The 24966-nt window shown below is 66.4% G+C and carries 20 protein-coding genes; 2 read left to right on the top strand and 18 right to left on the bottom strand.

Annotated elements, in window-relative coordinates:
* Positions 1 to 2 precede the first annotated feature (2 nt).
* From THSYN_RS07340 to THSYN_RS07310, 7 genes are all read right to left on the bottom strand, one after another.
* Positions 3 to 545, bottom strand: coding sequence for a response regulator transcription factor (locus tag THSYN_RS07340; protein ID WP_100918561.1), 543 nt, complete (start codon positions 543 to 545; stop codon positions 3 to 5).
* Positions 535 to 1953 (bottom strand): ATP-binding protein, encoded by a 1419-nt coding sequence (locus tag THSYN_RS07335; protein ID WP_100918560.1) that lies wholly within the window; start codon positions 1951 to 1953, stop codon positions 535 to 537. Before THSYN_RS07335 ends, THSYN_RS07340 begins: the two co-directional genes overlap by 11 nt.
* A gap of 96 nt (positions 1954 to 2049) precedes the next feature.
* Positions 2050 to 2916 (bottom strand): polyamine aminopropyltransferase, encoded by an 867-nt coding sequence (speE, locus tag THSYN_RS07330; RefSeq protein WP_100918559.1) that lies wholly within the window; start codon positions 2914 to 2916, stop codon positions 2050 to 2052.
* Positions 2917 to 3126: 210 nt separating this feature from the next.
* The gene (locus tag THSYN_RS07325; protein ID WP_100918558.1) at positions 3127 to 3462 is read right to left on the bottom strand and encodes an ArsR/SmtB family transcription factor; all 336 of its coding nucleotides are present in this window, start codon (positions 3460 to 3462) and stop codon (positions 3127 to 3129) included.
* Complete coding sequence (locus THSYN_RS07320) at positions 3462 to 4361, bottom strand: response regulator (RefSeq protein ID WP_100918557.1); 900 nt, start codon at positions 4359 to 4361, stop codon at positions 3462 to 3464. The genes THSYN_RS07325 and THSYN_RS07320 overlap by 1 nt, the downstream gene beginning before the upstream one ends.
* Positions 4362 to 4658: 297 nt before the next feature.
* Entirely contained in the window at positions 4659 to 7001 is a 2343-nt protein-coding gene (locus THSYN_RS07315) for an ATP-binding response regulator (protein WP_100918556.1), read from the bottom strand.
* A gap of 172 nt (positions 7002 to 7173) precedes the next feature.
* Complete coding sequence (locus THSYN_RS07310; RefSeq protein ID WP_100918555.1) at positions 7174 to 7647, bottom strand: peroxiredoxin; 474 nt, start codon at positions 7645 to 7647, stop codon at positions 7174 to 7176.
* 372 nt (positions 7648 to 8019) lie between these two features.
* Between THSYN_RS07310 and THSYN_RS33515 the strand changes: the two genes are divergently transcribed.
* Entirely contained in the window at positions 8020 to 8187 is a 168-nt protein-coding gene (locus tag THSYN_RS33515) for a hypothetical protein (RefSeq protein WP_157817513.1), read from the top strand.
* A gap of 252 nt (positions 8188 to 8439) precedes the next feature.
* Here the strand turns inward: THSYN_RS33515 and THSYN_RS07305 are convergent, their stop codons facing one another.
* The gene (locus THSYN_RS07305; RefSeq protein ID WP_100918554.1) at positions 8440 to 8847 is read right to left on the bottom strand and encodes a DUF4332 domain-containing protein; all 408 of its coding nucleotides are present in this window, start codon (positions 8845 to 8847) and stop codon (positions 8440 to 8442) included.
* A 433-nt stretch (positions 8848 to 9280) separates the two neighbouring features.
* On the opposite strand from THSYN_RS07305, the gene THSYN_RS07300 reads away from it, so the two are divergent.
* Entirely contained in the window at positions 9281 to 9862 is a 582-nt protein-coding gene (locus tag THSYN_RS07300; RefSeq protein ID WP_100918553.1) for a tetratricopeptide repeat protein, read from the top strand.
* 168 nt (positions 9863 to 10030) lie between these two features.
* Here the strand turns inward: THSYN_RS07300 and lpxD are convergent, their stop codons facing one another.
* The 10 genes from lpxD to THSYN_RS07250 form a co-directional block, all read right to left on the bottom strand.
* Complete coding sequence (lpxD, locus tag THSYN_RS07295; protein ID WP_100918552.1) at positions 10031 to 11098, bottom strand: UDP-3-O-(3-hydroxymyristoyl)glucosamine N-acyltransferase; 1068 nt, start codon at positions 11096 to 11098, stop codon at positions 10031 to 10033.
* Positions 11099 to 11196: 98 nt separating this feature from the next.
* Complete coding sequence (locus THSYN_RS07290; RefSeq protein WP_100918551.1) at positions 11197 to 11688, bottom strand: GNAT family N-acetyltransferase; 492 nt, start codon at positions 11686 to 11688, stop codon at positions 11197 to 11199.
* Positions 11689 to 11740: 52 nt separating this feature from the next.
* Positions 11741 to 12589 (bottom strand): Uma2 family endonuclease, encoded by an 849-nt coding sequence (locus THSYN_RS07285; protein WP_100918550.1) that lies wholly within the window; start codon positions 12587 to 12589, stop codon positions 11741 to 11743.
* A 289-nt stretch (positions 12590 to 12878) separates the two neighbouring features.
* Positions 12879 to 16736, bottom strand: coding sequence for a DUF3683 domain-containing protein (locus THSYN_RS07280; protein ID WP_100918549.1), 3858 nt, complete (start codon positions 16734 to 16736; stop codon positions 12879 to 12881).
* A gap of 387 nt (positions 16737 to 17123) precedes the next feature.
* The gene (locus tag THSYN_RS07275; RefSeq protein ID WP_100918548.1) at positions 17124 to 18281 is read right to left on the bottom strand and encodes an IS630 family transposase; all 1158 of its coding nucleotides are present in this window, start codon (positions 18279 to 18281) and stop codon (positions 17124 to 17126) included.
* Between the two features lie 120 nt (positions 18282 to 18401).
* Positions 18402 to 19247: a Uma2 family endonuclease gene (locus THSYN_RS07270; RefSeq protein WP_100918547.1), complete on the bottom strand. Its 846-nt coding sequence runs from the start codon at positions 19245 to 19247 to the stop codon at positions 18402 to 18404.
* Between the two features lie 226 nt (positions 19248 to 19473).
* The gene (locus THSYN_RS07265) at positions 19474 to 20322 is read right to left on the bottom strand and encodes a Uma2 family endonuclease (protein WP_100918546.1); all 849 of its coding nucleotides are present in this window, start codon (positions 20320 to 20322) and stop codon (positions 19474 to 19476) included.
* Positions 20323 to 20548: 226 nt separating this feature from the next.
* A complete protein-coding gene (locus THSYN_RS07260) occupies positions 20549 to 20845 on the bottom strand; it encodes a hypothetical protein (RefSeq protein WP_100918545.1) in 297 nt (98 codons plus the stop codon).
* Positions 20846 to 21049: 204 nt separating this feature from the next.
* Positions 21050 to 21376, bottom strand: coding sequence for a hypothetical protein (locus THSYN_RS07255; protein ID WP_157817511.1), 327 nt, complete (start codon positions 21374 to 21376; stop codon positions 21050 to 21052).
* 252 nt (positions 21377 to 21628) lie between these two features.
* On the bottom strand, positions 21629 to 23794 hold the full coding sequence (locus tag THSYN_RS07250) for a beta strand repeat-containing protein (RefSeq protein WP_172965246.1): 2166 nt from the start codon (positions 23792 to 23794) through the stop codon (positions 21629 to 21631).
* Positions 23795 to 24966 lie beyond the last annotated feature (1172 nt).

The following is a 24966-nucleotide window of genomic DNA, read 5'->3' as shown; positions in this document are numbered from 1 at the left end:
GCTCACGACGCGGTGGGGCGTCGTTTGGAGAGTTTGCGCTGGAGCGTACGGCGGTGCATTTTGAGGGCGCGGGCGGTCGCCGCAATGTTGCCGCCGTGTTCGGTCAGGATGCGCCGGATGTACTCCCATTCCATGTTCTGCACGGTCATGCGTTGGTCGACGGGCAGTTGTGCCGCCTCACTGCCGTCATCCGCCAAGGCGCGAAGAATATCCGTCGTATCCGCTGGTTTGGCAAGGTAGTGAGCAGCACCAAGTTTCATTGCACTGACCACGGTGGGAATGCTGGCATAGCCGGTGAGAACAAGGATCCGGGTGCCCGGCGAGATCGCCAGCAAGGGCGCGATGAGGTTGAGGCCGGACTCCCCCGCGAGATTGAGATCGAGGACGATGTACTCGGGATCCTGTTCCCGGCAGGCGACCAAGGCGGCCAAGGCCGTGCCGACCGCGCAGACCTGAAATCCCCGGCGGGTCAGGGAGCGCGCCAGCACCTCCCGATAGTGACCGTCGTCATCAACGATCAGCAAGGGTCGGGTGTCATTCGCCATCCGTAACCTCCAGCCCATGTGCAAGGGGGAGGCGCAGCCTGGCCGCGGTACCGGAGTCGCGCGGCGCGTAATCGAGGCTGCCCCGCCGGCGTTCGACGGCGACCCGCCCCAAGAGCAGACCAACCCCCATGCCATCCGCCGAAGCGATGGGGCGCCGCTGATTGAATGCTGCCATGGCCGCGGGCGACATGCCGTGTCCGTCGTCCGCCACGGTCAAATCCAGGCAGCCGCCGATTTCTTCTGCGGTAATCTGGATGCGGGTGGCCGTCGCCTTCACCGCGTTGTCGAGCAGGTTGACAATCGCACGTTCAATGGCAAAGTCGGGGTTCACATGGCGGGCGTGCAGACGTTCGCTGATAGCGATCTCGAGTGCGATATCCGGATTCAGACTTTGCCAGGTCACAAGAGTGCGGTGCAGCCAGGCCGCGGCGGAACTGGTTTCACTCTGGTCGCCACGGACCTGCCCGGCCCGTGCGACCAGTTGGCTCAGGGTCTGCTTACAGCGTTTGATCTGATCCTGCATCAACCGGACCTCAGGGACCAGCGCCGACGGCAACCGGCCGTCGTCCAGCAGGTCGTCGGCCAGAATATTCAGGGTGGCAAGCGGAGTACTCAGCTCATGCGCCGCTCCGGCCGCCTGGCTGCCCAAAGAGATCAGCAAGTCGTCACGTATGGCCTGTTCGCGGGCCTCCATCACGGCCCGATCGCGGTGGCGAATACTCCTGGCCAGTTGCAGGACAAACCAGAGCAGCACCACGACCGAGAGCGCGAATACCAGCCACATGCCGAAGAGGTGCAGGTTGACGGCCGTCTGGGAATTGGTAATGATCAACGGCACATGGACACGCCACAGAAAGGAATAGAGCACGATGGCGCAGCCCCCAAGGAACCAGGCCTGACGCTCGGTGAGGACGACAGCGCCGATGGCGACCAGCGGCAGAAAAACCGATATCAGGGGGTTGGTCGCCCCGCCCGAGAGGTAAATATAGGTACCCCAGGCGGCCAGCTCGAAGAGCAGCCCAACGAAGGGCGACATCATCGGCATAGCGTCGTCAGTACCCGGTGAAAAGGGGGCCGCGACCGCCAGCCCGAGGTTGATGCCGCCAACCACCATGGCACACACCAGAAGGCGTATCATCAACTCGGACGCACCGAAGAGATAGGGGCTAGCCAGCGCTGCCAGCACCATGACCAGCACCGACAACCAGCGCAGCCTCAGCAGGTGGGACTGGGTCGTTCCGATCAATGAGTCGATCACGGGATGGTCCGGTGCCTCTTGCGCACGAGCGCCCGCGCAGACCGCCGCCGGATGGCTGCCGTTGCTTGGGTTGCGCGTCGACACAGCCGCAAGCGTCGGGATGACGCGGACGGTTCGCCATTTTATCATCGTACTGCGGTGGATGCCCAAGCCCACTTCGGGCACTATCGGTCAATGATCATGCACGGTACACCGGGCCGCCAAGGCTGAAGCCTTGGACTCCGAAAGAGAACCCCGCCCGCGGTCTCAAACCGCCAGCGCCTGCGCCAAGGCGCGGCGGAAGAACTCGGGCTGAGCCAAAGCCGCCTGATGGATCTCGGCGTTGTAGTACTGGGTCTCGAAGGGCTTGTCGCGCGCGTCGGCGGTGCGGAACGCCTCCAGGGAGGCGCCCTGGCGGGCCATGGTGGCGGTCATCCAACCGGAGGGGTAAACGGCCTGGGGAAAGAACAGGCTGCGGGTGGTGTCGAAGCCGGCGCGGCGCATGGCGGCGTGCATATCGGTGAGGATCTGCATGTGGTACAGGGGCGACTCGCTCTGCTGGACCAGGATGCCGCCGGGGGCGAGCGCCCGGGCGCAGTCCTGGTAGAAGTCGCCGCTGAAGAGTCCGAGCGCGGGGCCCACGGGGTCGGTGCTGTCGACGATGATGAGATCCAGGCCGGCCGCCGGTGCCTCCTGGACCCAGCGGATGCCGTCGGCGAACAGGAGCCGGGCACGCGGGTCGCGGTTGGCATTGGTGAGTTCGGGGAAGAAGCACTCGGCGGCGCGGGTGACGCCCTCGTCGATGTCGATCTGGACCACCGACGCGACCCCGGGGTGCTTCAGGACCTCGCGCAGGGTCCCACAGTCGCCGCCGCCGATGATGCAGACGCGCTGCGGGTCGGAGTGGGTGAAGAGCGCCGGGTGGGACATCATCTCGTGGTAGAGGAAGTTCTCCCGGCTGGTGAGCATGACGAACCCGTCGATCACCATGAGGTTGCCGAACCCGGTGGTGGCGTAGACCTGGATCAACTGGTACGGGGTCTGCTCCTCATGGAGCTTTTCGGTCACCTTGAGCGAAAAGGCGGAGCCCTCGTCCTCGACGATCTCGGTAAACCATTCGTTGGGTTCGAGCATGGCACACTCCCTCGGAGTGAAACGGGTGGGTGAAGCGGCTAAGTAACGAGTCTAGAACAAGTTAAACACAATCGCTATGGTTGTCGTTGTCGTTGTCGTTGTCGTTGTCGTAATCGGAGAAGCGATGCACTTTGGGGTGCGAGAGAATCCTGGGCGCTACGATAACCTCAATTACGACAACGACAACGACAACGGTGCTGCATCGCGGCACTAACGCGGGAAGCGGTCGTCCAGATTGGCGGGGCACAGGACCTCGCGCATGATGCCGATCAGATCCAGCAGTTGGCCGTTGCGGATGCGGTAAAAGATGCGGTTGGCCTCCTTGCGCGCGACCACGATGTTCTTGTTGCGCAGTTGCTCCAGGTGCTGGGAGATGTTGCTTTGCGAGGTGCCGGTGCGCTCCACGATCTCGCCCACCGAGAGTTCTTTATCCCCCAGCGAGCACAGGATTTTCCACCGCAGGGGGTGGGCCATCGCCTTGAGCGCGTTGGCGGTGAGGTCGGTGTGCGCATCTTGCGGCAGGTCGGGGTCGGTCTGGTCGTTCATCATGAGGCCTCCTGTGGCAGTTCGCGCTCACCGCGCTCTTGGGTTGTCGCGGGGTCGGGGTCCGTCGCGACCCGGACATAGCCGGTCATATCCTTGGCGATGCAAATGATATCGCTGATCTCCCCGGCGGTGTCGGTAACCGCGGTGCGCGCAAACAGGATCGGCACCCGCCGCCCGTCGCGGGCGATGAAGCGCGCCTCGATCTTGCTGAGCGCTCCAGTGCGGATCAGGGCCTCGAGCCAGGTGCCCCAGAAGGCCCCGGCCGCCTCGTCGCCGTCCTCTTCGAAGACGTCGCCGATGCCCATTCCGATCAGGTCCGCGGGGGCATAGCCAAGCATCCGGCAGGCGGCCGGGTTGGTGAGTTTGATGGCGCCGCCGGGCTCCAGGACCAGGAGCGCCTCGCCCATGTGGGTAATGATGTTCTCCAGGTAGTCCCGCGCCTGCGCCAGCTCCGCGGTGCGCTCAGCGACTCGCTGCTCCAGCACGCGGTTGAGCCCGCGCTCCTTCTCGATCAGCCGGAAATAGGTGCTGATCTTGTTGATGAGGAGGCTGTCATCGATCGGTTTCAGGAGGTAGTCCACGGCCCCGACGGCGAATCCGCGCTGCTGGAACTCCTCCGACTTGAAGGCGGCGGTGAGGAAGATGATCGGGATGTCGCGCGTGCGCTTGCGCAGCTTCAGCAGCGTGGCGGTCTGAAAGCCGTCCATCTCCGGCATCTGCACGTCCAGGATGATGAGGTCGATGTCCGGGTGGCGGTGGGTGAGGTCGATCGCCTGCGCCCCGGAGGTGGCCTCGAGTACGAGCGCGTCCAGGTGCGCCGCGATCAGGGTGCGCAGCGTGAACAGGTTGTGCGCGTGATCATCGACGATCAGCAGCTTGAATCCGGCGTAACCGTTCATCCTAAGAAAACCATATGTCCGCAAATGAACGCAAATGAACGCAAATAATGGATGTCACCTGCGACGACGTGCGCCGCTCAAGGAATTAACCGAGAAAGCGTAGATGAACCGCGGACGCGCAGATAACGCAAAGTAGAATCAGTGACTTGACAAGCAGACCCCGGCCCCCGGGGCAACGCTGAGCCAGGAATCAAGGGCTGGTCCTATTTGCGTTCATTTGCGTTCATTTGCGGACAAAGTTCTTTCTGGAGCTAAGGTCCATCGGCGCCGCCCCGCCGCGCGCCAAGGCAACTGCGCTCAGTCCGGGGACTGACCGGAACCACCGCCGGACGGCAACGCACGCAGGAGCGCCCGGAGCCCGGCCGCCGCCACCGGTGTGGGCAGGAAGGCGAGCGCGCCGGCCGCGCGACAGGCGTCGGCCTGGGCCGCGGCGAGGGCGTCCCCAATGACCGCGACGGCGATTGCCTGGGCTTGATTTTCCTTCAAAAGGCGGACGATCGTATCACAGGTCTCGCGCGCCGACACCCGCGCGGCCAAAAGCACCAGCAGGCAACCCCAGGGTTCCTCCCGCAAGGTCTCCAAGGCCTCGTCCAGGTCCGCCGCGCTCTGCACCGCGAGCCCATAGGCGCTGATGAGCCCCGCCAGGTGGGCCAGGGTCGGGACGTCCCGATCGATGATGAGGACCCACTGACCGGCCTGCGCCGCCGTCGGCGCGCTCGGCACCTCCTGGGCAGCGTCCGGGACCGACGCCGCGGGTAGGCACGGCGCTGCCGCCGCGGCGGTATCCTCCTGCGCGGACAGGGGCAGCCGCAGGGTGAAGCAGGAACCGGCCCCCGGGGCACTGCGCACCTCGATGCGTGCGCCCAGGAGCTTGGCCAGTTCACGGCTGATGGAGAGCCCGAGCCCGGTGCCGCCATAGCGGCGGCGGGTGGAGCCATCGGCCTGTTGGAAGGCCTCGAAGATGATCTCCTGCTTGTCCTGGGCAATGCCGATCCCGGTGTCGGTGACGCTGATGGCGAGCGGACGCGCCGGGTCTTCGCTCGCCGTCAGGCTCAAGGTGACACTGCCCCGGTCGGTGAACTTGATCGCGTTGGCGAGGAAGTTCTTGAGGATCTGCCGCAGCTTTTCCCGATCGGTGAAGATGCGCGCCGGGGCCGCCGGGTCGCAGTGCAGGTGCAGTGCGACCGGCTTGTCCCCGGTCAGCGGTGCGACCAGTTCCATCAGCTCGTCAAGCACCGCGGGCAGGTCCACCCAGGCCAGGCTGACCGGGACATGGCCGGCTTCGATCCGCGAGATGTCCAGGATGTCGTCGATCAGGGTGCGCAGATCGGTCCCGGCCGCGTGGATCACCTGCGCCTGACGGCGCTGGGCCTCCGACAGGCCGCCGCCCGCGGCGGCCAGCATCTTGGACAGCAGCAGGATGGAGTTGAGCGGGGTGCGCAGCTCGTGGCTGACGTTGGCCAGGAACTCCGACTTGTAGCGGTTGGAGCGCTCCAGGGCCGCGGTGTGCTCGCGCCCGGCGCGCAGGTGTTCGGCATGGGTCTGCGACAGGGCGGTGAGTTGCTCACCCAGCTCCCGGACCTCCCGGGGTCCCCGCCAGTGCAGACGCAAGGGTAGACCGTCGCGCAGGATGCGCCCAACCACGCCGGTCAAGGCCTGGCCGAAGCGCTCGAGCCGCCGGGCGATCCAGCGCGCCAGCGCCAGGACCACCAGGACCAGGACGCAGATGATCGATAGCACCCGCACCATCAGGGCATTGCGGAAATTCTCGATCGGCGAGGGGTCTACGGCACGCCCCACCCACAGGGGCTCGCCGTCCTCGGTGGCAAACATCGGCACCCACAGGAACTGGCGGCCGCCCCCCTGCCACAGTGCCAGGGTGCGCTGGCTGAAGATCTCCGCGAGCCCCGGGAAGGCCGCAAAGGCCGCCGGCGCACCCCCGACCGGCTGGCCGGGGCGCAGGTAGCTGCCGTCCTGATTGACCCACAGGGTATCGCGGTAGGCCTGGGCCAGGCCGCCCACGTCGATCCCCATGACCACCACCCCCTGCGGCTGACGGGCACCGCCGCCGATGGGGCTCACCAGGCTCAGGGTCATAAAGCGGCGCGGGTCCTTGACTCCGGCCGCCGGGTCCACGCGGATCCGGCTCACCAGCACCGCCCCGGGCGCCAGGGCGAGTCCTGCGGTGACGAACTCATCGCTCGGCGCCTGGGAACTGTCGGGCGGCGGTTGCGCGGGCGGCTGCCACTCCAGGGTACGCGAGTCCCGGGCCAGCCAGAAGCGCTCCTCCCCGTGGTCGTCGAGGAACAGGACCGCGATGATGTCGCGTTGGTCGCCCAGGATTTGATTGACCCAGCCGGTGTAGCGGGCGCGTGCCAGGTCGATCTGGTCCCGCTCCCCCTGCGCACCCAGGATCAGCCCGGGCTCCGGCAGCTTCGCCAGCAGCCGGATCATCTCGTGACAACTCGCCAGGTGCTGGTCCAGATCGCGAAAGTCCGCCCGCAGATTCAGCAGGTAGGCACGCTGATAGAAGAGCGCGGTGCGCTCCAGTACCAGGGGCAGGTTGATGGCCACCGCCAGCAGCAGGGGCGTGAGCCCGAACACCAGCAGGAAGACCAGGATGAGGGCACGCAGCTTCACGGTGAGGTGACTGCCCGGTCGCGGGGCGGGCGCGCTACGGCCGCGCCGTGCGGTGTGGCCATTGGCAGTCGATCACCCGTGCGGCAGTGCGTCAGCCAGACCGGCCCGTCGGCCGCCGTCCCGCGGATAGACCAGGGCGCAAGGCGGCAACCGCGGCCGGCCGTCCGGCCGCTCAAGAAACCGACAGGGCCTGCACCAGGCCCAGGACCACCGCGGCATGGCCTTTCGGCTTGACATCCGAGAGGGCGTGCCGGATCAGGCCCTGCTTATCGATGACGAAGGTGGAGCGCACGATGCCCATGCGCTTCTCGCCGTGGGCCTCCTTCTCCTGCCAGACGCCATAGGCCTCGCAGGCCTCACCGTCGGGGTCGGCGAGCAGGCGCAGGGTCAGTCCGTACTTGTCCCGAAAGGCCCCGTGACTGATGCAGGTGTCGCGGCTGATGCCCAGCACCTCGGTGTCCGCCGCCTCGAACTCCGGCTGCAGATCGCTGAAGTCCAGCGCCTCCATGGTGCAGCCCGGGGTATCGTCTTTGGGATAGAAATAGATCACCAGGTTACGCCTGCCGATCAGGGCCTCCAGGTTGACCCGCTCCATGTCCGCGTCGGGCAGTGAAAAGACGGGTGCCTTGTCGCCAGGCTCAAGCATAGGGTCTCACTCCGGTGGTAGGGGGGGCGCTCCCCGAATTTAGGCAGCCCCGGCGCCGTCGTCAACCGCAAGCGCGGCGTGGCCTTCCTGGACACCCACACAATCCCCATGGGAGCAGCGGACACCAACGCCGGCGATGGCCACACCGTGCACGGCGCACCGAGGCCCCACCCGCAAGCCGCCAGCCGCGGGCTGTCCTTGCGCATTCGCAACGTATCGCGCAGGGATACAATGTTAAAGTATTAGCGTATACTAAAGTACAGGATCACCCCCATCCGACAGCATCGGGCGCGCGCTGCATCAGGCTGGACGGCCGGATCGACGCCCCCGCGCGTCGCAATTTTCGCAACAGCAGTTTCCGGAGGCGAAACCATGAGCTTCGACGCACTGACCATGATCGGCATCTTCACCAGCATACTGAGCGGCGGTTTCCTGATCGCCCTCGTGTCCCGCAACGACGCCGACGAATTGCACCCAGACCCAGCGTGCGGCGGCGCAGGGCCGCTGACCGCTATCCCCGCGACCCCGACCAAACCCTGAGCGCCCGGACCGCGATCAGGCCCGAACCAACCCCTGAGGCCGCTGACCGGCCCCTTAACAACAAGTCAAAACGTCCGTCGCTCGCTGGTCCCGGCCGGGGGCGCCGCCGCCCGAGAGGCAACGCCCGGCCGACGTGACGATTTGCAGGCAGCAAGCCCTTAAGACCGCAACAACAGTCGCATGTCTGTCGTCGCGGTCTTTTTTTTGAGGCAGGCCCCCGCGACGCCACGAGGGTCGCCGCCGCCGCGCGACTCAATACGTCAGGACCGGGGGCAGTGACTTGGCCTGGGAAATCCAGTTCTGGACCATGGACTGGGTCGGCGGCTTGGTGGTGAGCTTGTCGCGCTCGTTGGTCTCGTTGATCTTGGCGTAGAGATGGTCGGCCCGGCGGCTGGCCAATTCCTTGACCGTATCCACCCCGGCGATCTCCAGCAAGTCCGAGTAGACACCCGAGATGCCGCGCACCCGCGCCAGGTCCGAGCGATTGGCAAGGTGCAGTATGTCCGCGTTCTCGCAGCCGCAGAAGCCGGCCAACTCCTTGCGCAGCGCGGGGGTGGCCGCGGCCCTGACCAGCTGCTCGTTATCCCTGATGCCCCGTTCGTGCAGCTTGGCAACAACTTCGTCGATCGCGCCCTCGAGGTCTTTGATGGGGGTCGTCATGGGTGCTCTCCGGATGGCAGGGTGGGACGGTGGAAGCTGGGCGGTTCAACGCGGTCCCGAACGTCAATTCTCTAGCGCCATGATAGGCCAAGACCCCCGCCGGAAGCGAGAAGGCATCGCAAACGGCGCGCCCGCGGCGACCGCCGAGCCGCGCCGCACGGCCACGGCGCGCCCCCGGTCTTCCCGTGTCGGCGCGCCCGGTGCGTGCCTGGGTGCCGTCAGAACTGATGTGTTGACGCCGGGCGTCGTTGTCGTTGTCGTTGTCGTAATCGAACAATCCGATCACGACAACGACAACGACAACGACCAGGCAGCGTACCCGGGATCTCGGTCACCACGTCAGTTCTGATCGCACCGTGCGCGGATCCGCCGATTGACACCGCGGCCCAAGGTTCCTAGCATCCGCCCCCCACCCCTGCGCGACCTAAGCCCCATGCCCAAACTCACCCCCCTGCACTGGCTCCTGGCCGCCGTCTTCCTGGCCTTCTACGGCTTCGCCGTCTTCGCCGTCACCCGCGACTACTATGTCCGCCATCCGGTGCGCGCGCCGACCGCCCGCGGCGCCGCCGCCGTGCCTGCCGGGCACCCGGCAACCCGCGCCCCAGGCGCGGCCCCACGCGGCGGCGGCGACGCCGTCCCGGCGCCGCTCACCGAGACCGATGCGGACCTGTTGCGCCGACGCGCCGATGCGCTCTTCAGTGAGGGTCGTTATCGCGAGACGCTCCCGGTCTATCGGCGCATCCTGGAACTGGCCCCGGAGGACCTGGAGACCCGCAACGACCTGGGACTCGCCCTCTATTACACCGGTGACGCCTCAGGGGCACTGGAGCAATTGCGCACGGCGACCTCCGCCGACCCGAGGTTCCAGCGCGGTTGGCTGACCCTGGGCTATGTGACCCTGGAGAGTGGCGACAAACCCAAGGCCCGCGAGGCCCTGGGGCGGGCACGCGACCTGGGGCCAGACAATCCGCTCGGCCAGGAGGCCGTGCGCCTGCTCGGCGTCGCTAAGGACTAAGGCAGGATTGTCCGGGTTTGCCTTCATGAAGTAGAGCCCCGAAGGGGCGTGACATACCAGCCCAGGGCAACGCCCTGGGTTATCCGACAGAGGACGCTTAGCCCTGAAGGGGCGTGACATAGGGCCGCTCTCAGCGACGCTGGAGTTTTGAGGCTAGTGCCCACCAGGTTAATCAGCAGGAGCGCCGCCCTCCAGTTCGTCGAGCCGCCGCCGCAGGTCCGCGAGCTCCTGCTGCTGGCGCTTGAACTGCTTGAGCAACCCCGGCAGTTGGGCCAGGGCCCCCAGCTCCCGCAGCGTCTCCTTGAGTGGCCGGGCCGGGGTGCCGAACACCGCGGCACCCGGCGGCACGTCCTTGGTCACCCCCGACTGGCCGCCCAGGCGGGCGCCCGCCCCCACCTCCACATGATCCGAGACCGCCACCTGGCCGCCGATCACCGCACCGGCACCCACCCGGCTGCTCCCCGCCACCCCAGCCTGACCGGCGATGATGACATGGGCCCCGATGTCCGTGTTATGGGCGATCTGCACCAGATTGTCGATCTTGGCCCCGCGGCGGATTCGGGTCTCACCCAGGGTCGCCCGGTCCACGCAGGCGTTGCAGCCGATGTCCACGTCGTCCTCGATCACCACCCACCCGAGCTGTGGGACCTTGCGATGGCCCTGCCCGTCCCAGCGGAAGCCGAAGCCATCCCCGCCGAGTACCGCCCCCGAGTGCACGATACAGCGCTCGCCGACACGGGTATCCCGGTGCAGGGTCGCATTGGCCTCGATCACGCAGTCCGCCCCCAGGGTCACCCCGGGACCCAGGTAGGCGCCCGCACCGATGGTACAGCGCGGCCCCACCCGGACCCCGGCCGCAAGCACCGCGCAGGCCCCCACCGCCACCCCCTCGTCCACCACCGCCCCCGGGTCGATCACCGCGCTCGGGTGTATCCCCGGAACCTCCGAGTCCGGCCGAAACGACTCCGCGAGCAGGAAGAAACTGGTCCGCGGTTCCGCCACGCGGATCAACAGGGGCCCGCCGACCGCCGGAAAGCCCTCGTGCACCAGCACCGCCGCGGCGCCCGAGCGGTGCACCGAGTCCGCCTGATCCGCCCCCTCGGCGAAGCACAGGTCGGTGTCACCCGCCAGTTGCAGCGTATTGACCCCACGAAATTCAGGGGATGCCAGGGCGGGGCCGAGCGTCGGCACCGGGACCGCAAGTCGCGCGCAGAGTTGAGGAAGATCGAAGACCATGAAGGCTCCCGTGGGGGCTGGATGAAGTGAGTCGGAAAAGGAGATGGGGGCGTCGGCCGTGATTGAACCCGCGATGGTACTAGGATCATCAACGGCCATCACGGCAGCCCGGCCGCGGGACGGATGACCTTTCGCATCAACACCTCGTCCTGACCTGCGACCACCAGGTCGGCGATGACACCAACCGGGTGAAAGCCCTGTTTCGCGTAGAAGCACCGGGCGCCGGTATTGAAGCCGGAGACCAGCAGCCAAAGGTTCGCGGTGCGCCGGCGGTAGTGCGACTCGATGAATTCGAGGGCCGCGCGCCCCACGCCCTGGCCCTGGGCCGGCGGGAGCACGGCGAAAAGTTCGATATAGGCCCCGCGCAACCATGGGTGACGCACCACCACCAGTCCCTGCGGCTCGCCGTCGCGCATGGCGAGGTAGCGGGTCAGGTCCGGGTGGGTCGACTCAAGGCCCCGCGCCAGGGTCTCCGCCTGGTAGCCCAGGGTCCGCCAGGGGTCCATCCCGGCCAGGGTGGCACCGATGGCCGCGGCCTGTTCCCGTGCCACGGTGGCCCGCGCGAGGAACTCAAGGCGCCCGCTGCTCATCGCCCGGTCCCGCCCCGATCGGACAAGTGGCTGCCGAGCCGCCCGGCGCCGGTCACTGCACAGTATCGCGGCCAGCCAGTTGTGCCTGGAGCCGGGCGAGTGCCTGCTCCGCCTCCTGCGCTCGCCGCTCGGCCTGCCGACGCGCCTGTGCCTCGGTGTCGGCGCGATTCGATTCGGCGGCGGCGCGCTCCTCGGCCGCCCGCCAGCCGGGCAGCACGAAGGCGGCATAGACCGGATCATCGCGCAGTGTGCCGTGTGCGGGCCGACGGCAGAGGTCGGCCACACGAAACTGCAGGCCGGGCAGGACCCGTGAGCGGATCACGCCCTCGTCCGGCGTGATCGGGACATAGACACCGGCCGCCGTGCGGGTAAAGAACGCCTGCTGCTCGGGGGCGCGGTGCAGGATGTAATACTCCGGGACGCCGCCCGCGGCATACTCGGCCTTCTTGACCACGGTGTCGCGCAGGAGGTCGCGGCGCTCCTGATCCGACAGGGCCTCGACACAGAGGTCGAAAACGCCGCGATAGGACGCATCGAGCGGCAACAACGGCTGCGGGTTGTCGTTGCAGACGACGCCGAAATCGGGCTTGCGGATGACGGTGCCGGTCGGCAGCGGCAGCCGAAAGCCCATCTCCAGCGCGACCATCCTGGCGATGGGCCGGACGGTCAGAAAGTGCTCCAGCAGCAGCATGAACCACTGGTAGACGAGGAAGGTCTCATAGTTGGACACCGGCTTTTCCTCCAGACGCCCGTTGTTCCATTCGTAGTGGACGTCGGAGTCGAGGTAGTAGTCGCGCCAGTACTCCTCCTCCGAGACATAGCGGCCGGCCGCCGAAGGGGGCGGGACAGGCGCCGGTTCAGGCCGCGTGCGGGGCGGTTCGGCAAGGGCGGTCTGCGACATGGGCGTCTCCCGGGGCAATGGCGGTCATGGACATAGCCTAGCACGACCCCACAGGGCCGGACGGGGCATTCGCCCCATCCGAAACGTTTTACTTGGACCTGCCGACTGGTGCCGATACCCGGCGTAGCATCAAACGTTCGGGACGGGGTGGATACCCCGTCCCGCCCCGCAGATGCCATAACCCAATCCGTCGTGCGCACACGCTGAACCCCGCCGCCACTCAGAACCCGCCGCGCAGGAGCACCGCGAAACCCAGCGTTTGCGCGGGCAGCGGTCCGCGCAGCGGACCCTACAACAACACCCGCTCGATTCCGCCGTTCCGGACGTCCTTCAGGAAGGCCTCCTGCCACCCCTGGCCCAGCAGGCGGCGGGCCAGTTCGACTACCAGGTAGTCAACGTCAAGCCCAGTCTCATCAGTATATTTTGCGAGGCCCTGTTGGCAGGCGGGGCAGGCGGTGAGCAGCTTGACCGCGCCGCGCTCGGTGCGGTCCCGGCCGGTCAGGGCGCGGATGCCGGCGGTCAACTCCTCCTGTTTGCGCAGGCGCAACTGGTTGGCGATGTCGGGGCGGGCGGTGCCCAGGGTGCCCGCCTCGCCGCAGCAGCGCTCCGACAGGCGCACCCCCTGCCCCATCAGACTCGCGGCCACCTTGAGCGGGGCATGGGTCTTCATCGGGGTGTGGCAGGGATCGTGGTAAAGGTATTGCACCCCCGCGGCCGGCGTGAGCCCCACCCCCTGCTCCATCAGCCACTCGTGGATATCCAAGAGCCGACAACCGGGAAAGATCTGGTCGAACTGGTACTTGAGCAATTGATCCATGCAGGTCCCGCAGGACACGACCACGGTGCGAATATCGAGATAGTTGAGCGTATTGGCGACCCGATGGAAGAGTACCCGGTTGTCCATGGTGATCTGCCGGCCGCGCGCATCCTGGCCCGCGGCGCGCTGCGGATAGCCGCAACACAGATAACCAGGAGGCAGCACCGTCTGGGCGCCCTGGCGGTAGAGCATGGCGAGCGCGGCCAGACCCACGTCCGAGAACAGGCGTTCGGCCCCACAGCCGGGGAAATAGAAGACCGGCGGCGCGTCCTCCGGCGCGACCCGCGGGTCGCGCAGGATCGGCACCTGGGTGCGGTCCTCCAGCCGGAGCACCTGGCGGAAGCCGCGCTTGGGCAGGTCCACCCGGATAGGGCGGCTCACCAGGTCCAACAATTGGCCGATCGGGGCCGGTCGGCCGGTAGTGGCGGCGGGGTGGGCGATGCGCCGTCGCGTGAGTCCCAGGACGCGCGCGGCGGCATGGGCCAGGTTGAGCCCGGCGAAGCCCCATTCGACCAACCCCTTGCGCAGGAGCCGGATGGTGCGGGGATTGGTGGTATTGAGGAACTGCATGGCCGCCCAGGCGCCGGGATTGAAGCGCTTCTGGCCGCGGCTGACCAGGATGCGGCGCATCCGCATGGTCACGTCGCCGAAGTCGATGTCGACCGGGCACGGGTTCAGGCACTTGTGGCAGATGGTGCAGTGGTCCGCCAGGTCGTTCAGCGCGGCGATGTGACGGTGCGACAGCCCGCGGCGGGTCTGCTCCTCATAGAGGAAGGCCTCCAGGATCAGCCCGGCCCCCAGGATCTTGTTGCGCGGTGAATAGAGCAGGTTGGCCCGCGGGACATGGGTCATACACTTGGGCTTGCACTTGCCGCAGCGCAGGCAGTGCTTCACGTCGTCATTGACCCCGCCGAGTTCCGTCTCTTCCAGGATGATGGCCTCCTGCTGGACCAGCCGCAGTGAGGGCGTATAGGCCCCGTCCAGCCCGCTGCCGGGCATCAGCTTGCCGCGGTTGAAACGCTGGTGCGGGTCCACCCGCTCCTTATAGGCGACGAAGGCGGCGAGCTTGGCGGGCTCCAGATAGCGCAGCTTGGTGATGCCGATCCCGTGCTCCCCGGAGATGACCCCGCCCAAGCCGACGGCGAGCGCCATGATCCGCTCGACTACCAGTTCCGCCTCCCGCAGCATGGCGTAATCGGCGGAATGGACCGGGATATTGGTGTGGACGTTGCCGTCCCCGGCGTGCATGTGCAGGGCGACGAAGAGACGCGCATCCCGGACCTTGGCGTGACAGGCGGCGAGCCGCTCCCGCACCCCGGCCAGTTCCTGGCCGGCGAAGGTCTCGTCGAGTCGCGCCCCGACCTCGCGCCGGTAGGACTGGCGCAGGTCCCGGCGCAGCATCAGGTCCAGCAGGGTGTCGCCGTCGCGCAGCCGCGCCAGGGCCTCGGCATCCAACAGGTTCGGATGCGCAGCGGCCGGCTCGTCCAGGTGGTTCAGGACCATCTGCCAGCGGGCGCGGGCGCGGGTCACCAGGTCCCGGGCGACGGCGCGCTTGGCGGCCAGAATGGCGGTCTCCTCGGCCGAGTCCTGATAGTCCCCATCCTGGCGACTCTCCGCCAAGTCGCCGTCCAGATAGTCGAGCACCGCGGCCATGATGGCATCTTTGTTGCGGATGGACTGCTCGATGTTGATGCGCTCGATACCGCGGCTGTAGTCCGCCAGACGGGGCAGCGGGATCACCACGTCCTCATTGATCTTGAAGGCGTTGGTGTGACGGGAGATGGCGGCGGTGCGGGCGCGGTCCAGCCAGAAGCGCTTCTGCGCCTCGGCACTCAGCGCGATGAAGCCCTCAGCGTCGCGCGCCCGCGCCAACTCCACCACGCGCGCCGCCGCCCGGTCCACGGCGGCGGCGTCGTCGCTCACCAAGTCCGCCAGCAGGACCATCTTCGGCAGTTCCCGGCGATTGGCCTTGGTGGTGTACCCGACCGCCCGGACATAGCGCTCGTCCAGGTGCTCCAGACCCGCCACCTGCACGTCCGACAGGCCGTCGATGAAGTCCTTGATCTCCACGATGGCCGGTACCGCCAGGTCCAGGTCGGTCCCGAAGAACTCCAGGCAGAGGGTGCGCACCTGGGCCGGCATCCGGTGCAGAATGAAACGGGCGGAGGTGATGAGACCGTCGCACCCCTCCTTCTGCACGCCCGGCAGCCCGCAGAGGAACTTGTCGGTCACGTCCTTGCCCAAGCCCGCCTGACGGAAGGCACTGCCGGGCATGGTCAGGACTTGGGGCTCACCCCTGGGCGTGGTCCCGTCCGGGGCGAAGCGGGACAGGCGGAAACGCACCTGCGCCTGGTCATGGATCTTGCCCAGATTGTGGTCCAGACGCTCCACCAGGAGCCAGTCTGCGTCCGGGGTCACCATGCGCCAGGAGGCGAGGTTGTCGAGCGCCGTGCCCCACAGGACCGCCCGCTTGCCGCCCGCGTTCATGGCCACGTTGCCGCCGATGCAGGAGGCGTCCTGGGAGGTCGGGTCCACCGCGAAGGCGAGCCCATGGGCGTCGGCCAGGTCCGAGACCCGGCGCGTCACCACCCCGGCACCGCACTGGACGGTCGCAATCAGCCCCGCCACCCCGGGGAGCGCGATGCGCTCGACGCCGGAGAGGGTCTCCAACTTCTCGGTGTTGATGACGGCCGTCATGGGGTGCAGGGGCACCGCGGAGCCGGTGTAGCCGGTGCCGCCGCCCCGCGGGATCAGGGTCAAACCGCAGTCGATGCAGGCGCGCACGATGGGCGCCACCTCGGCCTCGCTGTCGGGTGAGATGACGACGAAGGGCAGTTCCACGCGCCAGTCCGTGGCATCGGTGGCGTGGGAGACCCGGGCCAGACCGCCGAAGTCCAGATTATCCCGGCGGGTGACACCGGCCAGGGCCCGACGCAACTGCACCCGCGCCGCGTGCTCGGTCGCGAACCAGTCCGTGAAGCGCTGCACCGCTGCCCGTGCGGCGAGCAACAGTTCCGCCGCCCGGGCATTGTCGTTGAGGCGCAACTCGAACTGGTCGAGCCGGTGGTCCAGGGCGCCGAGCAGGAGCCGGCGCCGCTTGAGGTTCTCCAGCAGGTCGTCCTGGAGATAGGGGTTGCGGGTGATGACCCACATGTCCCCCAAGACTTCAAAGAGCATCCGGGCGGAGCGGCCGGTGCGGCGCGTCCCCCGCAACGCCTCGATCAGGCGCCAACAGGGCTCACCCAGGAAGCGGATCGCGATCTCCCGATCGGAGAAGGACGTGTAGTTATAGGGGATCTCGCGGATGCGCGGCAGCGTTTCGGCAGTCATGGTCTTCGGGGTCCGGCGGGGCGATGTTGCACCGCACAAAATAGCGCAATCGCGCGGCCGGGACTATCGCTATGATGATCAAGACCGATAGTCGATAACTGTCGCGCCCTCGCCCCACCGCCGCCCTGGTGCCGCATTCCACCTTATGTTGCATACCGACCCCAACGGGGTCGAACATACCAGCCCAGGGCAACGCCCTGGGTTAGCGTTTTTTTTCGGTCTAGCCCTGAAAGGGCGTGACAAAACGGCGGGGTTCCTTATGTCACGCCCTTTCAGGGCTGGGGTCTGTTATCCGTCATACCCAGGGCGTTGCCCTGGGCTGGTATGTCGCGCCCCTTCGGGGCTTGAGCGGCGCACGATCAGGCGAAATGAGGTACTAAACCCCGCCTAGCATGGGATGCGTAGTTTTTCCTCTTCCGGATCGAGGCTCGTTCGGGTCCAAAGCCGGTCGGCGATCGCAAACGGCTCGAGGTTGATCGTCTTCGCAAAGTCGCGCACGCGCGTGATCAGTTCCTCGGCGGTGGCGTGACAGTGATGATAGGTGACATCCTCGCGCAACCAGCGCCACAGGGCTTCGACCGGCATGAAATCAGGGCTATAACTGGGTAGCGGCAGCAGCGTGATGGCCAGTTCCGCGGCCAGCGCCACCACGGCGCCAGCGCGGTGATAAGACGCCCCATCCCAGCTCAGGACGATCTCGCGGGTCGGCTCGCATTCACGCAGCCGGTGCAAGACCGTCAGCGTGTGATCGGTGTTGCCGCGGGGGAAATCCCAGATCGCCACCTGGCCGTGGTTGTAGAAATACAGGCCGTAGAAGCTCACCTTGGCCGACAGGCCAGGGGTGTGGGAGCCGACCCACAGACGCTCCCCGACCGGCGCCCAGCCATACCCCAGATCGGCTTCTTGATGGATGTGGGCTTCATCCACATAGACGATTAACGGCGGTTCGTCCTTCAGGGTGCGTGCCAACAGCGCTTGCAGTTGCACGACGAAAGCCTCGCGCGCGGCGGTCGTGGCACGGTTGAGCAGCGCCTTGGCCTTTTTCCAGGAAAATCCGAGGCGTTTGAGCGCCTGGCGGAGCGTTTCCCGACTGATTTGATGCCCAAACTGCGTCCCGATCCACGTCACCAGTCGCTTGAGGGTCCAGCGCGGCGGCGCCGTGTGTTGATCAAGCGCGCGGCTTGGTGCCAGTCGCCCGGTCTCCAGGTCCTTGTCCACCGTGGGCGCGGCGGCGGCGGCGAGCCCCGCCCGGAGCAGCGCGTCAAGCGCCTGCTCTTTCACCTGGCAAAAAAAGGGGGTGAGACCACCCGTGTGTTGAAAGACCAGCCCTTCGGGACCGGCGTCGTTATACCAGTGCACCCAACGCATCAGCGTTTGCGCATGGTGCGTCGTGCCCCGCGCAACTGCCGTGATGCCATGTCCCTGCTGGGTCAGTTCGTACAAGGCCAGGAACCGTTCACGGGTGCGCGCATGGGCCGCCATCAACGCTTCAACCCGCAGGTCCTCAGGGGTTTGATTCCACTTGGCGAGATCCAATTTCAGCATACACTTAACGCCTGGCTTTGTAGGTGGCCTCACCGCCTGACGAAATTCCGGGTGCGGGGCTCAACCTTAGCACAAAAACTACACGTTCCGCTCTGGACGCGGTTTAGCGCCACTCCCACCCTAGCGCTCTTGGAGCCGGGCGAGTGCCTGTTCCGCCGCCTGCGCCCGCTGCTCGGCCTGCTGCAAGGCCAGCGCCAGCGCCGCCGCCAGCTCCTCGGCCTGCCGCAGGGCCTGCGCCTGTGCCGCGGCGCGCTCCTCGAGCGCGCGCCAGTCGGGCAGCACGAAGGCGGCGTAGACCGGATCATCGCGCAGTGTGCCGTGTGCGGGCCGGCGGCAGAGGTCGGCCACGCGGAACTGCAGGCCGGGCAAGACCCGGGAACGGATCACGCCGTCCTGCGGCGCGATGGGGAGATAGACGCCCGCCGCCGTGCGGGTGAGGAACGCCTGCTGCTCGGGCGCGCGGTGCAGGATGTAATACTCCGGAACGCCGCCGGCGGCATACTCGTCCTTCTTGACCAAGGTGTCGCGCACGCTGTCGCGGGACTCCTGATCCGACAGCACCTCGACACAGAGGTCGAAGACGCCGTGATAGGACACGTCCACCGGCAACAGCGGCTGGGGGTTATCGTTGCAGACCACGCCGAGGTCGGGCTTGCGGATGACGGTGCCGGTCCGCAGCGGCAGCCGAAAACCCATGTCCAGCGCCGCCATCTTGGCCATGGGCCGGGAATCGAGAAACAGCCGCAGCAGGTGCATGAACCAGTCGAAGACGAGGCCGGTCTCATCGTTGGACACCGGCTTTTCCTCCAGACGCCCGTTGTTCCATTCATAACGGACATTGGACTCGAGGTAGTAGTCAAGCCAATACTCCCTCTCCGAGACGTAGCGGCCGGCCGCAGAGGGTGGCGCGACACTGGTGGGCTCGGGCGGCGTAGGGCGCGGTTCGTCAATGGCGGTCTGCGACATGGGCGTCTCCAAGGGCAGTGGCGGTCATGGGCATAGCCCGGTACCGCACAGGGCCGGACGGGCCATTCGCCCCGTCCACAACGTTTTCTTCAAACCTACGGGTTCGTGCCGAGGCTCGGCGTCGAATCAAAGGATCGGGCCGGGGCGAATGCCACCTCCCGCCCCGGTCGATGCCCCGTCCCACCCCGGGTAGGCGACTAATCGCAGCCGAGACGCCCGACGCCGGTCACTGCGCAGTATCGCGCCCGGCCAGTTGTGCGTGCAGCCGTGCAAGCGCCTGCTCGGCCTCTTGCGCTCGCCGCTCGGCCTGCCGACGCGCCTGTGCCTCGGTGTCGGCACGGTTCGATTCGGCCGCGGCACGCTCCTCGGCCGCGCGCCAGCCGAGCAGCACGAAGGCGGCATAGACCGGATCATCGCGCAGGGTGGCATGTTCGGGCCGGCGGCAGAGGTCAGCCAGCCGAAACTGCAGGCCGGGCAAGACCCGCGAGCGGAGCACACCGTCATCCGGTCGGATGGGGACGTAGACACCCGCCGCCGTGCGGGTGAAGAACGCCTGCCGCTCGGGCTCACGGTGCAGGATGTAATACTCCGGGACGCCGCCGGCGGCATACTCGGCCTTCTTGACCACGGTGTCGCACAGGATGTCGCGGCGCTCCTGATCCGAGAGGGCCTCGACGCAGAGGTCGAAGACGCCGTGATAGGACGCGTCCAGCGGCAACAGCGGGTGCGGGTTGTCGTTGCGGACGACGCCGAAATCGGGCTTGCGGATGACGGTGCCGGTCGGCAGCGGCAGCCGAAAGCCCATCTCCAGCGCGACCATCTTGGCGATGGGCCGGGAGTCGAGAAACAGCCGCAGCAAGTGCATGAACCATTCGTAAACGAGGAAGGTTTCGTAGTTGGACACCGGCTTTTCCTCCAGACGCCCGTTGTTCCATTCGTAGTGGACGTCGGAGTCGAGGTAGTAGTCGCGCCAGTACTCCTCCTCCGAGACGTAGCGACCGGCCGCCGAAGGGGGCGGGACAGGGGCCGGTTCAGGCCGCGTGCGGCGCGGTTCGGCAAGGGCGGTCGGCGACATGGGCGTCTCCCGGGGCAATGGCGGTCATGAACATAGCCTGGCACGGACCCCGTCGGCCGAAGGCATTGAGGGCGGGTTTGAAACCCACCCTCAAGACCGGACGGGGCATTCGCCCCGTCCGAAACGTTTTCCTTGGACCAGCCGACGGGTGCCGACGCGGCGTAGCATCAAAGGTTCGGGACGGGGCTAAGCCCAGTCCCGCCCCAGGCTCAGGCGCCGCCCCTTGCTACGGCGTCTTCTCATCGCTCGCGGGCAGTTGCACGCTGATCCCGGCCGCCTTCAGACGCTCCATCACGGTGATGGCATTCTGGTTACCGACCTCCGCAAGCTTCGCGGTCTCAGTGGCGATACCTTGGAACTGGTTGCGCAGGTCGACCGCGATCTTGTATTGGGCCTGCTGCGAGTCGTAAAAGGCCGCCAGTTCGCGGTAATTGTCCGCCAGCGCCACGGTCCGGGTCACGACCTCCAAAAAGATGGCCGCCGCCAGCAGGATCAAGGGCAGGATCAGGGTTTCAGGCTTCATATCGGTTCCGCTCGTACGTACTTGGTCGCGTCGGACCTGACCATTATCCCAGCCACTGCGCGGGTGCTACCCGTCGCGGCCTGGGGCCCGCTCCTACCCATGTAGGAGCGGCCCCCAGGCCGCGACGGGTCGCCGCAAGGGCGGGCCGCCGGAGTCATGATCAAGGCCGTCACATCTGACCGTTCGCTCTTTCCGTCCTCCCGCTTAGGGCTTGGGTGCGTCGCCGCCCGGCGGCGTCTGCCCTTCACCGACCGTCACCCCGTAGCGCTCCAACACCGCGCGCAGGTCGCTATCGCCGGACTGAAAAGCCAGGGTACCGATGAGTTGCGACAGTTGCACGTTGAGCGGGCTCAACTGAATCCCCTGGTTGATCGTCTGCTGGCGCTCCCGCACATCCCCGATGAGTTGGGTGTTGCTGCGCGCCGTCACCATGTTCACCACCGCCAACACCACCGAGAGTGCCGCCACCAGCGTCACCCCCAGTAAAGGTATATTCCTGTCCTCGCCAAGACCGGGTAGCTTGATTGCCACGAATTGCCTCTCCGTCAGTCGGTTTGCCTCAAGCGGTCAGTGTAATAGCCGCGGCCGGGGGCGGCAAGTGCACGCGCCGGGGGGGCGATCCAGACTGATGTGGTCGCGATCCAGGGCCGGACGGGGCATTCGCCCCGTCCGAAACGTTTTCCCTTCAAAAGAAAACCGGACGGGGCCTGCGCCGCGTCCGGTTTCTTGATTGCCTCACCCGAGCTTGCTAACCGCGGCCCGCCGGTCAGCCTGCAAGGGCGATCATGCGCACTTGGCGACCTTCCGGCGCGCGGAGTACCACCCCAGAAGACCCGCGCTGGCCATCAGCCACAGGATGCCCGGCTCCGGGGTGTCGGTGACAGTTCCGCTGATGGTGAGGAAGATGTCCGAGGTAGGACCGACGTAGGTGCCGCCGCCGGTCACGGGGATCGCTGTGTTGCTGCCGTTCCAGGTGAACTTGATGGTCTCGCTCCAACTCCCCAGGTCCGCGCTCGCCAGGGCCACTGTCAGCGCGTGCGACCCCTGACCCGCCAGGCCGGAGAACGGATCAAATCCGGTCAGGAGAAAGCCCGAACCAGCCGTTATGGCAAAGAGACCACTGAGTAGGTCACTGAAGGCCGCCGGGGCGGTATTGAGCGCGCCCAGATTCGCGGTATAGGTCCCGGTGTTTTGGAGGATGGTCCCGAAGTCCAGGTTGAAGCCGACCTGCGCGGTGCCGGAGAAGGTCCCGCTACCCCCGGTCTTCGCCATGTCACCGACGGCGTAGTTGTAGACATCGCCCACGACACCGACGTTGCTGCTGCCCAGCGAAGTGCTGCCCAAACCGGAACTCATGACCTCATCGGAGGACAGAAGCACCGTGGCGGTACCCGACTTTGCACCCGCGGTCGTGGTGTCGACACCGACCATTAAGCTGGTCGTATCAGGTCCGGCACCGGCGACCAGACCGCCGACGGAACCGCTCCCGGTGGCCGCGGGGCTGGTCGTCATCGTGGCGCTCAGCGTTTCAGTATAACCACCTGATGCGGCAGCGGTATTCGCAATCGAGATCGCCGCACGCTCGGAGCCATTGACATGCTGCGCGGCCACCGTCACCGAAGTGCTGACGGTCGCTGCCGCGTAGGCGAACACATTGCCCGCGATGTCGAAGCTTTGATCCAACAGTGCGGTTTGACCCAGCCCGGAACTGTTCACCGCGTCAGACTTCAGCGTCAGGACCCCGGTACCGGTGATGTGGCCAGCGGTGCCGGTGTTGACGCCGACCTGCCTGCTGACATTGGTACCAGGGTCGCCGGCCGTGATCCCGCTGAAGGTCCCGCTGCCCCCGGTCGCGCCACCGGTCAGTGCCAGACCGCCGCTCAGCGTCTCGGTGTAGGTCGCATCCGTCGGGGCCACGTTGCTGACCGTCACCGTCGCCGTGTTGCTGCCGCCGACATGCTGCGCCGCGATGGTGATCGGGCCGGCGTGCGCATTGGCCTGCGCCAGGTCGTAGGCCCCACCGGTGATGTCGAGTTCTTGGGACTCCCCGAAGTTATCGGAAACCGTGACGGTCTGACCCGACAGTGCCCCGGCCGCACCGCTACCAGTAAAGGTCACGCCCAGGTTAGGACTGGTTCCGCCCGCGGCGATACCCGTCGCCGCATAGCCGGTGGCCGTCTCAACACTGCCCCCGGAGATGCCGACGCCGCTCAGGCGTCCATCCGGGGTCGCGCTGCTGTTGGTCGCGCCACCGCGGATCTTGGTGACAGTTCCTGTATTTTGTATCCGGTAATCGCCGTTCGCAACGTCGGACGTGTTGGTGCCCGTCAGGCCATTGGCCGCGATGGAACTGGTGGTATGGACATTGAGGTTCAACGCCGTGTTGCCGGCGGTCGCCGTCCCCCCGTTGACACTCAAGCCTTGGTTGGTCCGGCCAGCGGCCATGTCCGCTGAAATGATGGCCCCAGACCCCGAAATACCGGCGCGGGCGTTGAAGGTGTTGCCGCTGCCGAAGCCGGTGTTCGTGTAGTCGGAGGTGACTACGACCTGGTCGGTCGCCCCGTCCAGCGCGAGACTGCCGTTGGCCGTCCTCGCGAGTGTTCCCACGGTACGATTGCCGCCGCCGGTCACCTGCAATGCCCCGTTAACGGTGAGGGCGCCCCCCAGGGTCATACCCGAGTTGCTGTAGATGACATTGCCCCCAGCGATATCGGCCACGGTTAGGTTCCCATTGCCCGTTATAGGGGCGGAAACAATCATGGTGCGACCCGAAGTGCCCGCGTCGAGCTTAAGGGTTCCGTTGGTTAGGATTTCGATATTGGTGCTGGCCGCCAGCGTATAGGTGGCACCTGCGGCGGCAACGATTGCCGTAGCCGTACTTGCGTTCGTTCCGTCGCCGACGATCAGTTTCTTGACGTCGAAGGTGACGCCGGTAAACCCACCGCGCATTTGGAATGTCGTATTGTCCAGCAGCGTCAGCGAGTCCCCTTGGAATGCGACGGTGGCGTTGTTTGCGCTGGCGGCACCGCGAATGATAAACCCGCTGGTAGCAACCCTGTAAACATTTCCAGGGGCCGCTGGGCTGCCGCCAGGCCAGTTGGTGGAACCGGCCGTCGTACCACTGAATGAAAGCTTGTTGGGGAGCGTTGCGTCGGATAACTGGAGGTCAAGTGCGGCTACCGCGGGCGCCGCCAGCGCTGCCGCAAGGGCAACAAAGGAGGCGGCAACCGGAAGAAATTTGAGTTTCATTTGTGCGGCTCGCTCTTGATCTCTGCTCATTTCTCGTAACTCCCGGTCTGTGATTGGCCGAAATCGTGGGTTGTCAGGTCGACGACGTTGTTCTTTACATTTGTGGACTTGCGCGGCGCCACGTCGTCGTTGCGGTCAGCCGACAGATCGCGACTATTTTGGCTGGCGCGTCCGCTAACGCCCTATCCGGCGCTTTCCTTAAACATCATGCAAACGGCGTGCCTAAAACGACTAACATCATAAAAATCAGACCATTAGAGTCTTGTGCTGCCCGTCCTAGGCACCCAACGGGATCAAAGTGTAAAATTTCCTGACACTGGCTCCGTCGGCACCGCGGCGCAAGGCGCGCCACGAGGTGCGAGATATTGACCGTGGCCGTGGGGTCGGTTCGCTGCCCTGCCTGCCCCAGTGTTGCGCCATCAGACTGTAGCGGAACACGGTGCCCCGCGCAAGATAACCGTGCGCCTCGTCAAGGGCCGCAGCGCGCCCAACGCCGTTAGCGCGCTGCCAAAGCCCGCGCCCCCAAATCGGTCGCAAGCCCGTAGAGGCCCGGGCGGGCACGCAGATCAACACACGTGAGTGACCTTAAACCATCAAATATTAATGGTATTGATCCGCCTGAAGGGGGCCTTAGGTCCAGGTGCCGGTCGACATTCAGCGCCAGCCCGCGGGAATTTTGAATTGACGCACGCGCAAACCACGGGACGGGATCTTGGCCCCGTCGTTACAATCGGCCCCGGGGACATCGGGACGTGCAACGGTACTGACCCCGCGGCCGGCTGGCAAGCCTACCACCGCTTGCCCCGGGAGTCGAAACAGGCGCCTTGCCCCGATCCCGCCGCGACGCAGGTATCAGTCCGTATGCGTTTTCC

The organism is Candidatus Thiodictyon syntrophicum (genome assembly GCF_002813775.1).
Classification (GTDB): domain Bacteria; phylum Pseudomonadota; class Gammaproteobacteria; order Chromatiales; family Chromatiaceae; genus Thiodictyon; species Thiodictyon syntrophicum.
The sequence above is the reverse complement of the archived record's forward strand: the minus strand, read 5'-3'. Positions and strand labels throughout refer to the sequence as shown.

Excerpts from the sequence above, each read along its gene's own strand:
- THSYN_RS07250 (WP_172965246.1), bottom strand. The coding sequence starts at position 23,794 with ATGCGCGGTGGGTTTACCGGCGTCACCTTCGACGTCAAGAAACTGATC.
- THSYN_RS07325 (WP_100918558.1), bottom strand. The coding sequence starts at position 3,462 with ATGAACGACCAGACCGACCCCGACCTGCCGCAAGATGCGCACACCGAC.
- THSYN_RS07305 (WP_100918554.1), bottom strand. The coding sequence starts at position 8,847 with ATGACGACCCCCATCAAAGACCTCGAGGGCGCGATCGACGAAGTTGTT.
- THSYN_RS07320 (WP_100918557.1), bottom strand. The coding sequence starts at position 4,361 with ATGAACGGTTACGCCGGATTCAAGCTGCTGATCGTCGATGATCACGCG.
- THSYN_RS33515 (WP_157817513.1), top strand. The coding sequence starts at position 8,020 with ATGAGCTTCGACGCACTGACCATGATCGGCATCTTCACCAGCATACTG.
- THSYN_RS07280 (WP_100918549.1), bottom strand. The coding sequence starts at position 16,736 with ATGACTGCCGAAACGCTGCCGCGCATCCGCGAGATCCCCTATAACTAC.
- THSYN_RS07310 (WP_100918555.1), bottom strand. The coding sequence starts at position 7,647 with ATGCTTGAGCCTGGCGACAAGGCACCCGTCTTTTCACTGCCCGACGCG.
- THSYN_RS07300 (WP_100918553.1), top strand. The coding sequence starts at position 9,281 with ATGCCCAAACTCACCCCCCTGCACTGGCTCCTGGCCGCCGTCTTCCTG.
- lpxD (WP_100918552.1), bottom strand. The coding sequence starts at position 11,098 with ATGGTCTTCGATCTTCCTCAACTCTGCGCGCGACTTGCGGTCCCGGTG.
- speE (WP_100918559.1), bottom strand. The coding sequence starts at position 2,916 with ATGCTCGAACCCAACGAATGGTTTACCGAGATCGTCGAGGACGAGGGC.
- THSYN_RS07265 (WP_100918546.1), bottom strand. The coding sequence starts at position 20,322 with ATGTCGCCGACCGCCCTTGCCGAACCGCGCCGCACGCGGCCTGAACCG.
- THSYN_RS07260 (WP_100918545.1), bottom strand. The coding sequence starts at position 20,845 with ATGAAGCCTGAAACCCTGATCCTGCCCTTGATCCTGCTGGCGGCGGCC.
- THSYN_RS07285 (WP_100918550.1), bottom strand. The coding sequence starts at position 12,589 with ATGTCGCAGACCGCCCTTGCCGAACCGCCCCGCACGCGGCCTGAACCG.
- THSYN_RS07290 (WP_100918551.1), bottom strand. The coding sequence starts at position 11,688 with ATGAGCAGCGGGCGCCTTGAGTTCCTCGCGCGGGCCACCGTGGCACGG.
- THSYN_RS07270 (WP_100918547.1), bottom strand. The coding sequence starts at position 19,247 with ATGTCGCAGACCGCCATTGACGAACCGCGCCCTACGCCGCCCGAGCCC.
- THSYN_RS07340 (WP_100918561.1), bottom strand. The coding sequence starts at position 545 with ATGGCGAATGACACCCGACCCTTGCTGATCGTTGATGACGACGGTCAC.
- THSYN_RS07275 (WP_100918548.1), bottom strand. The coding sequence starts at position 18,281 with ATGCTGAAATTGGATCTCGCCAAGTGGAATCAAACCCCTGAGGACCTG.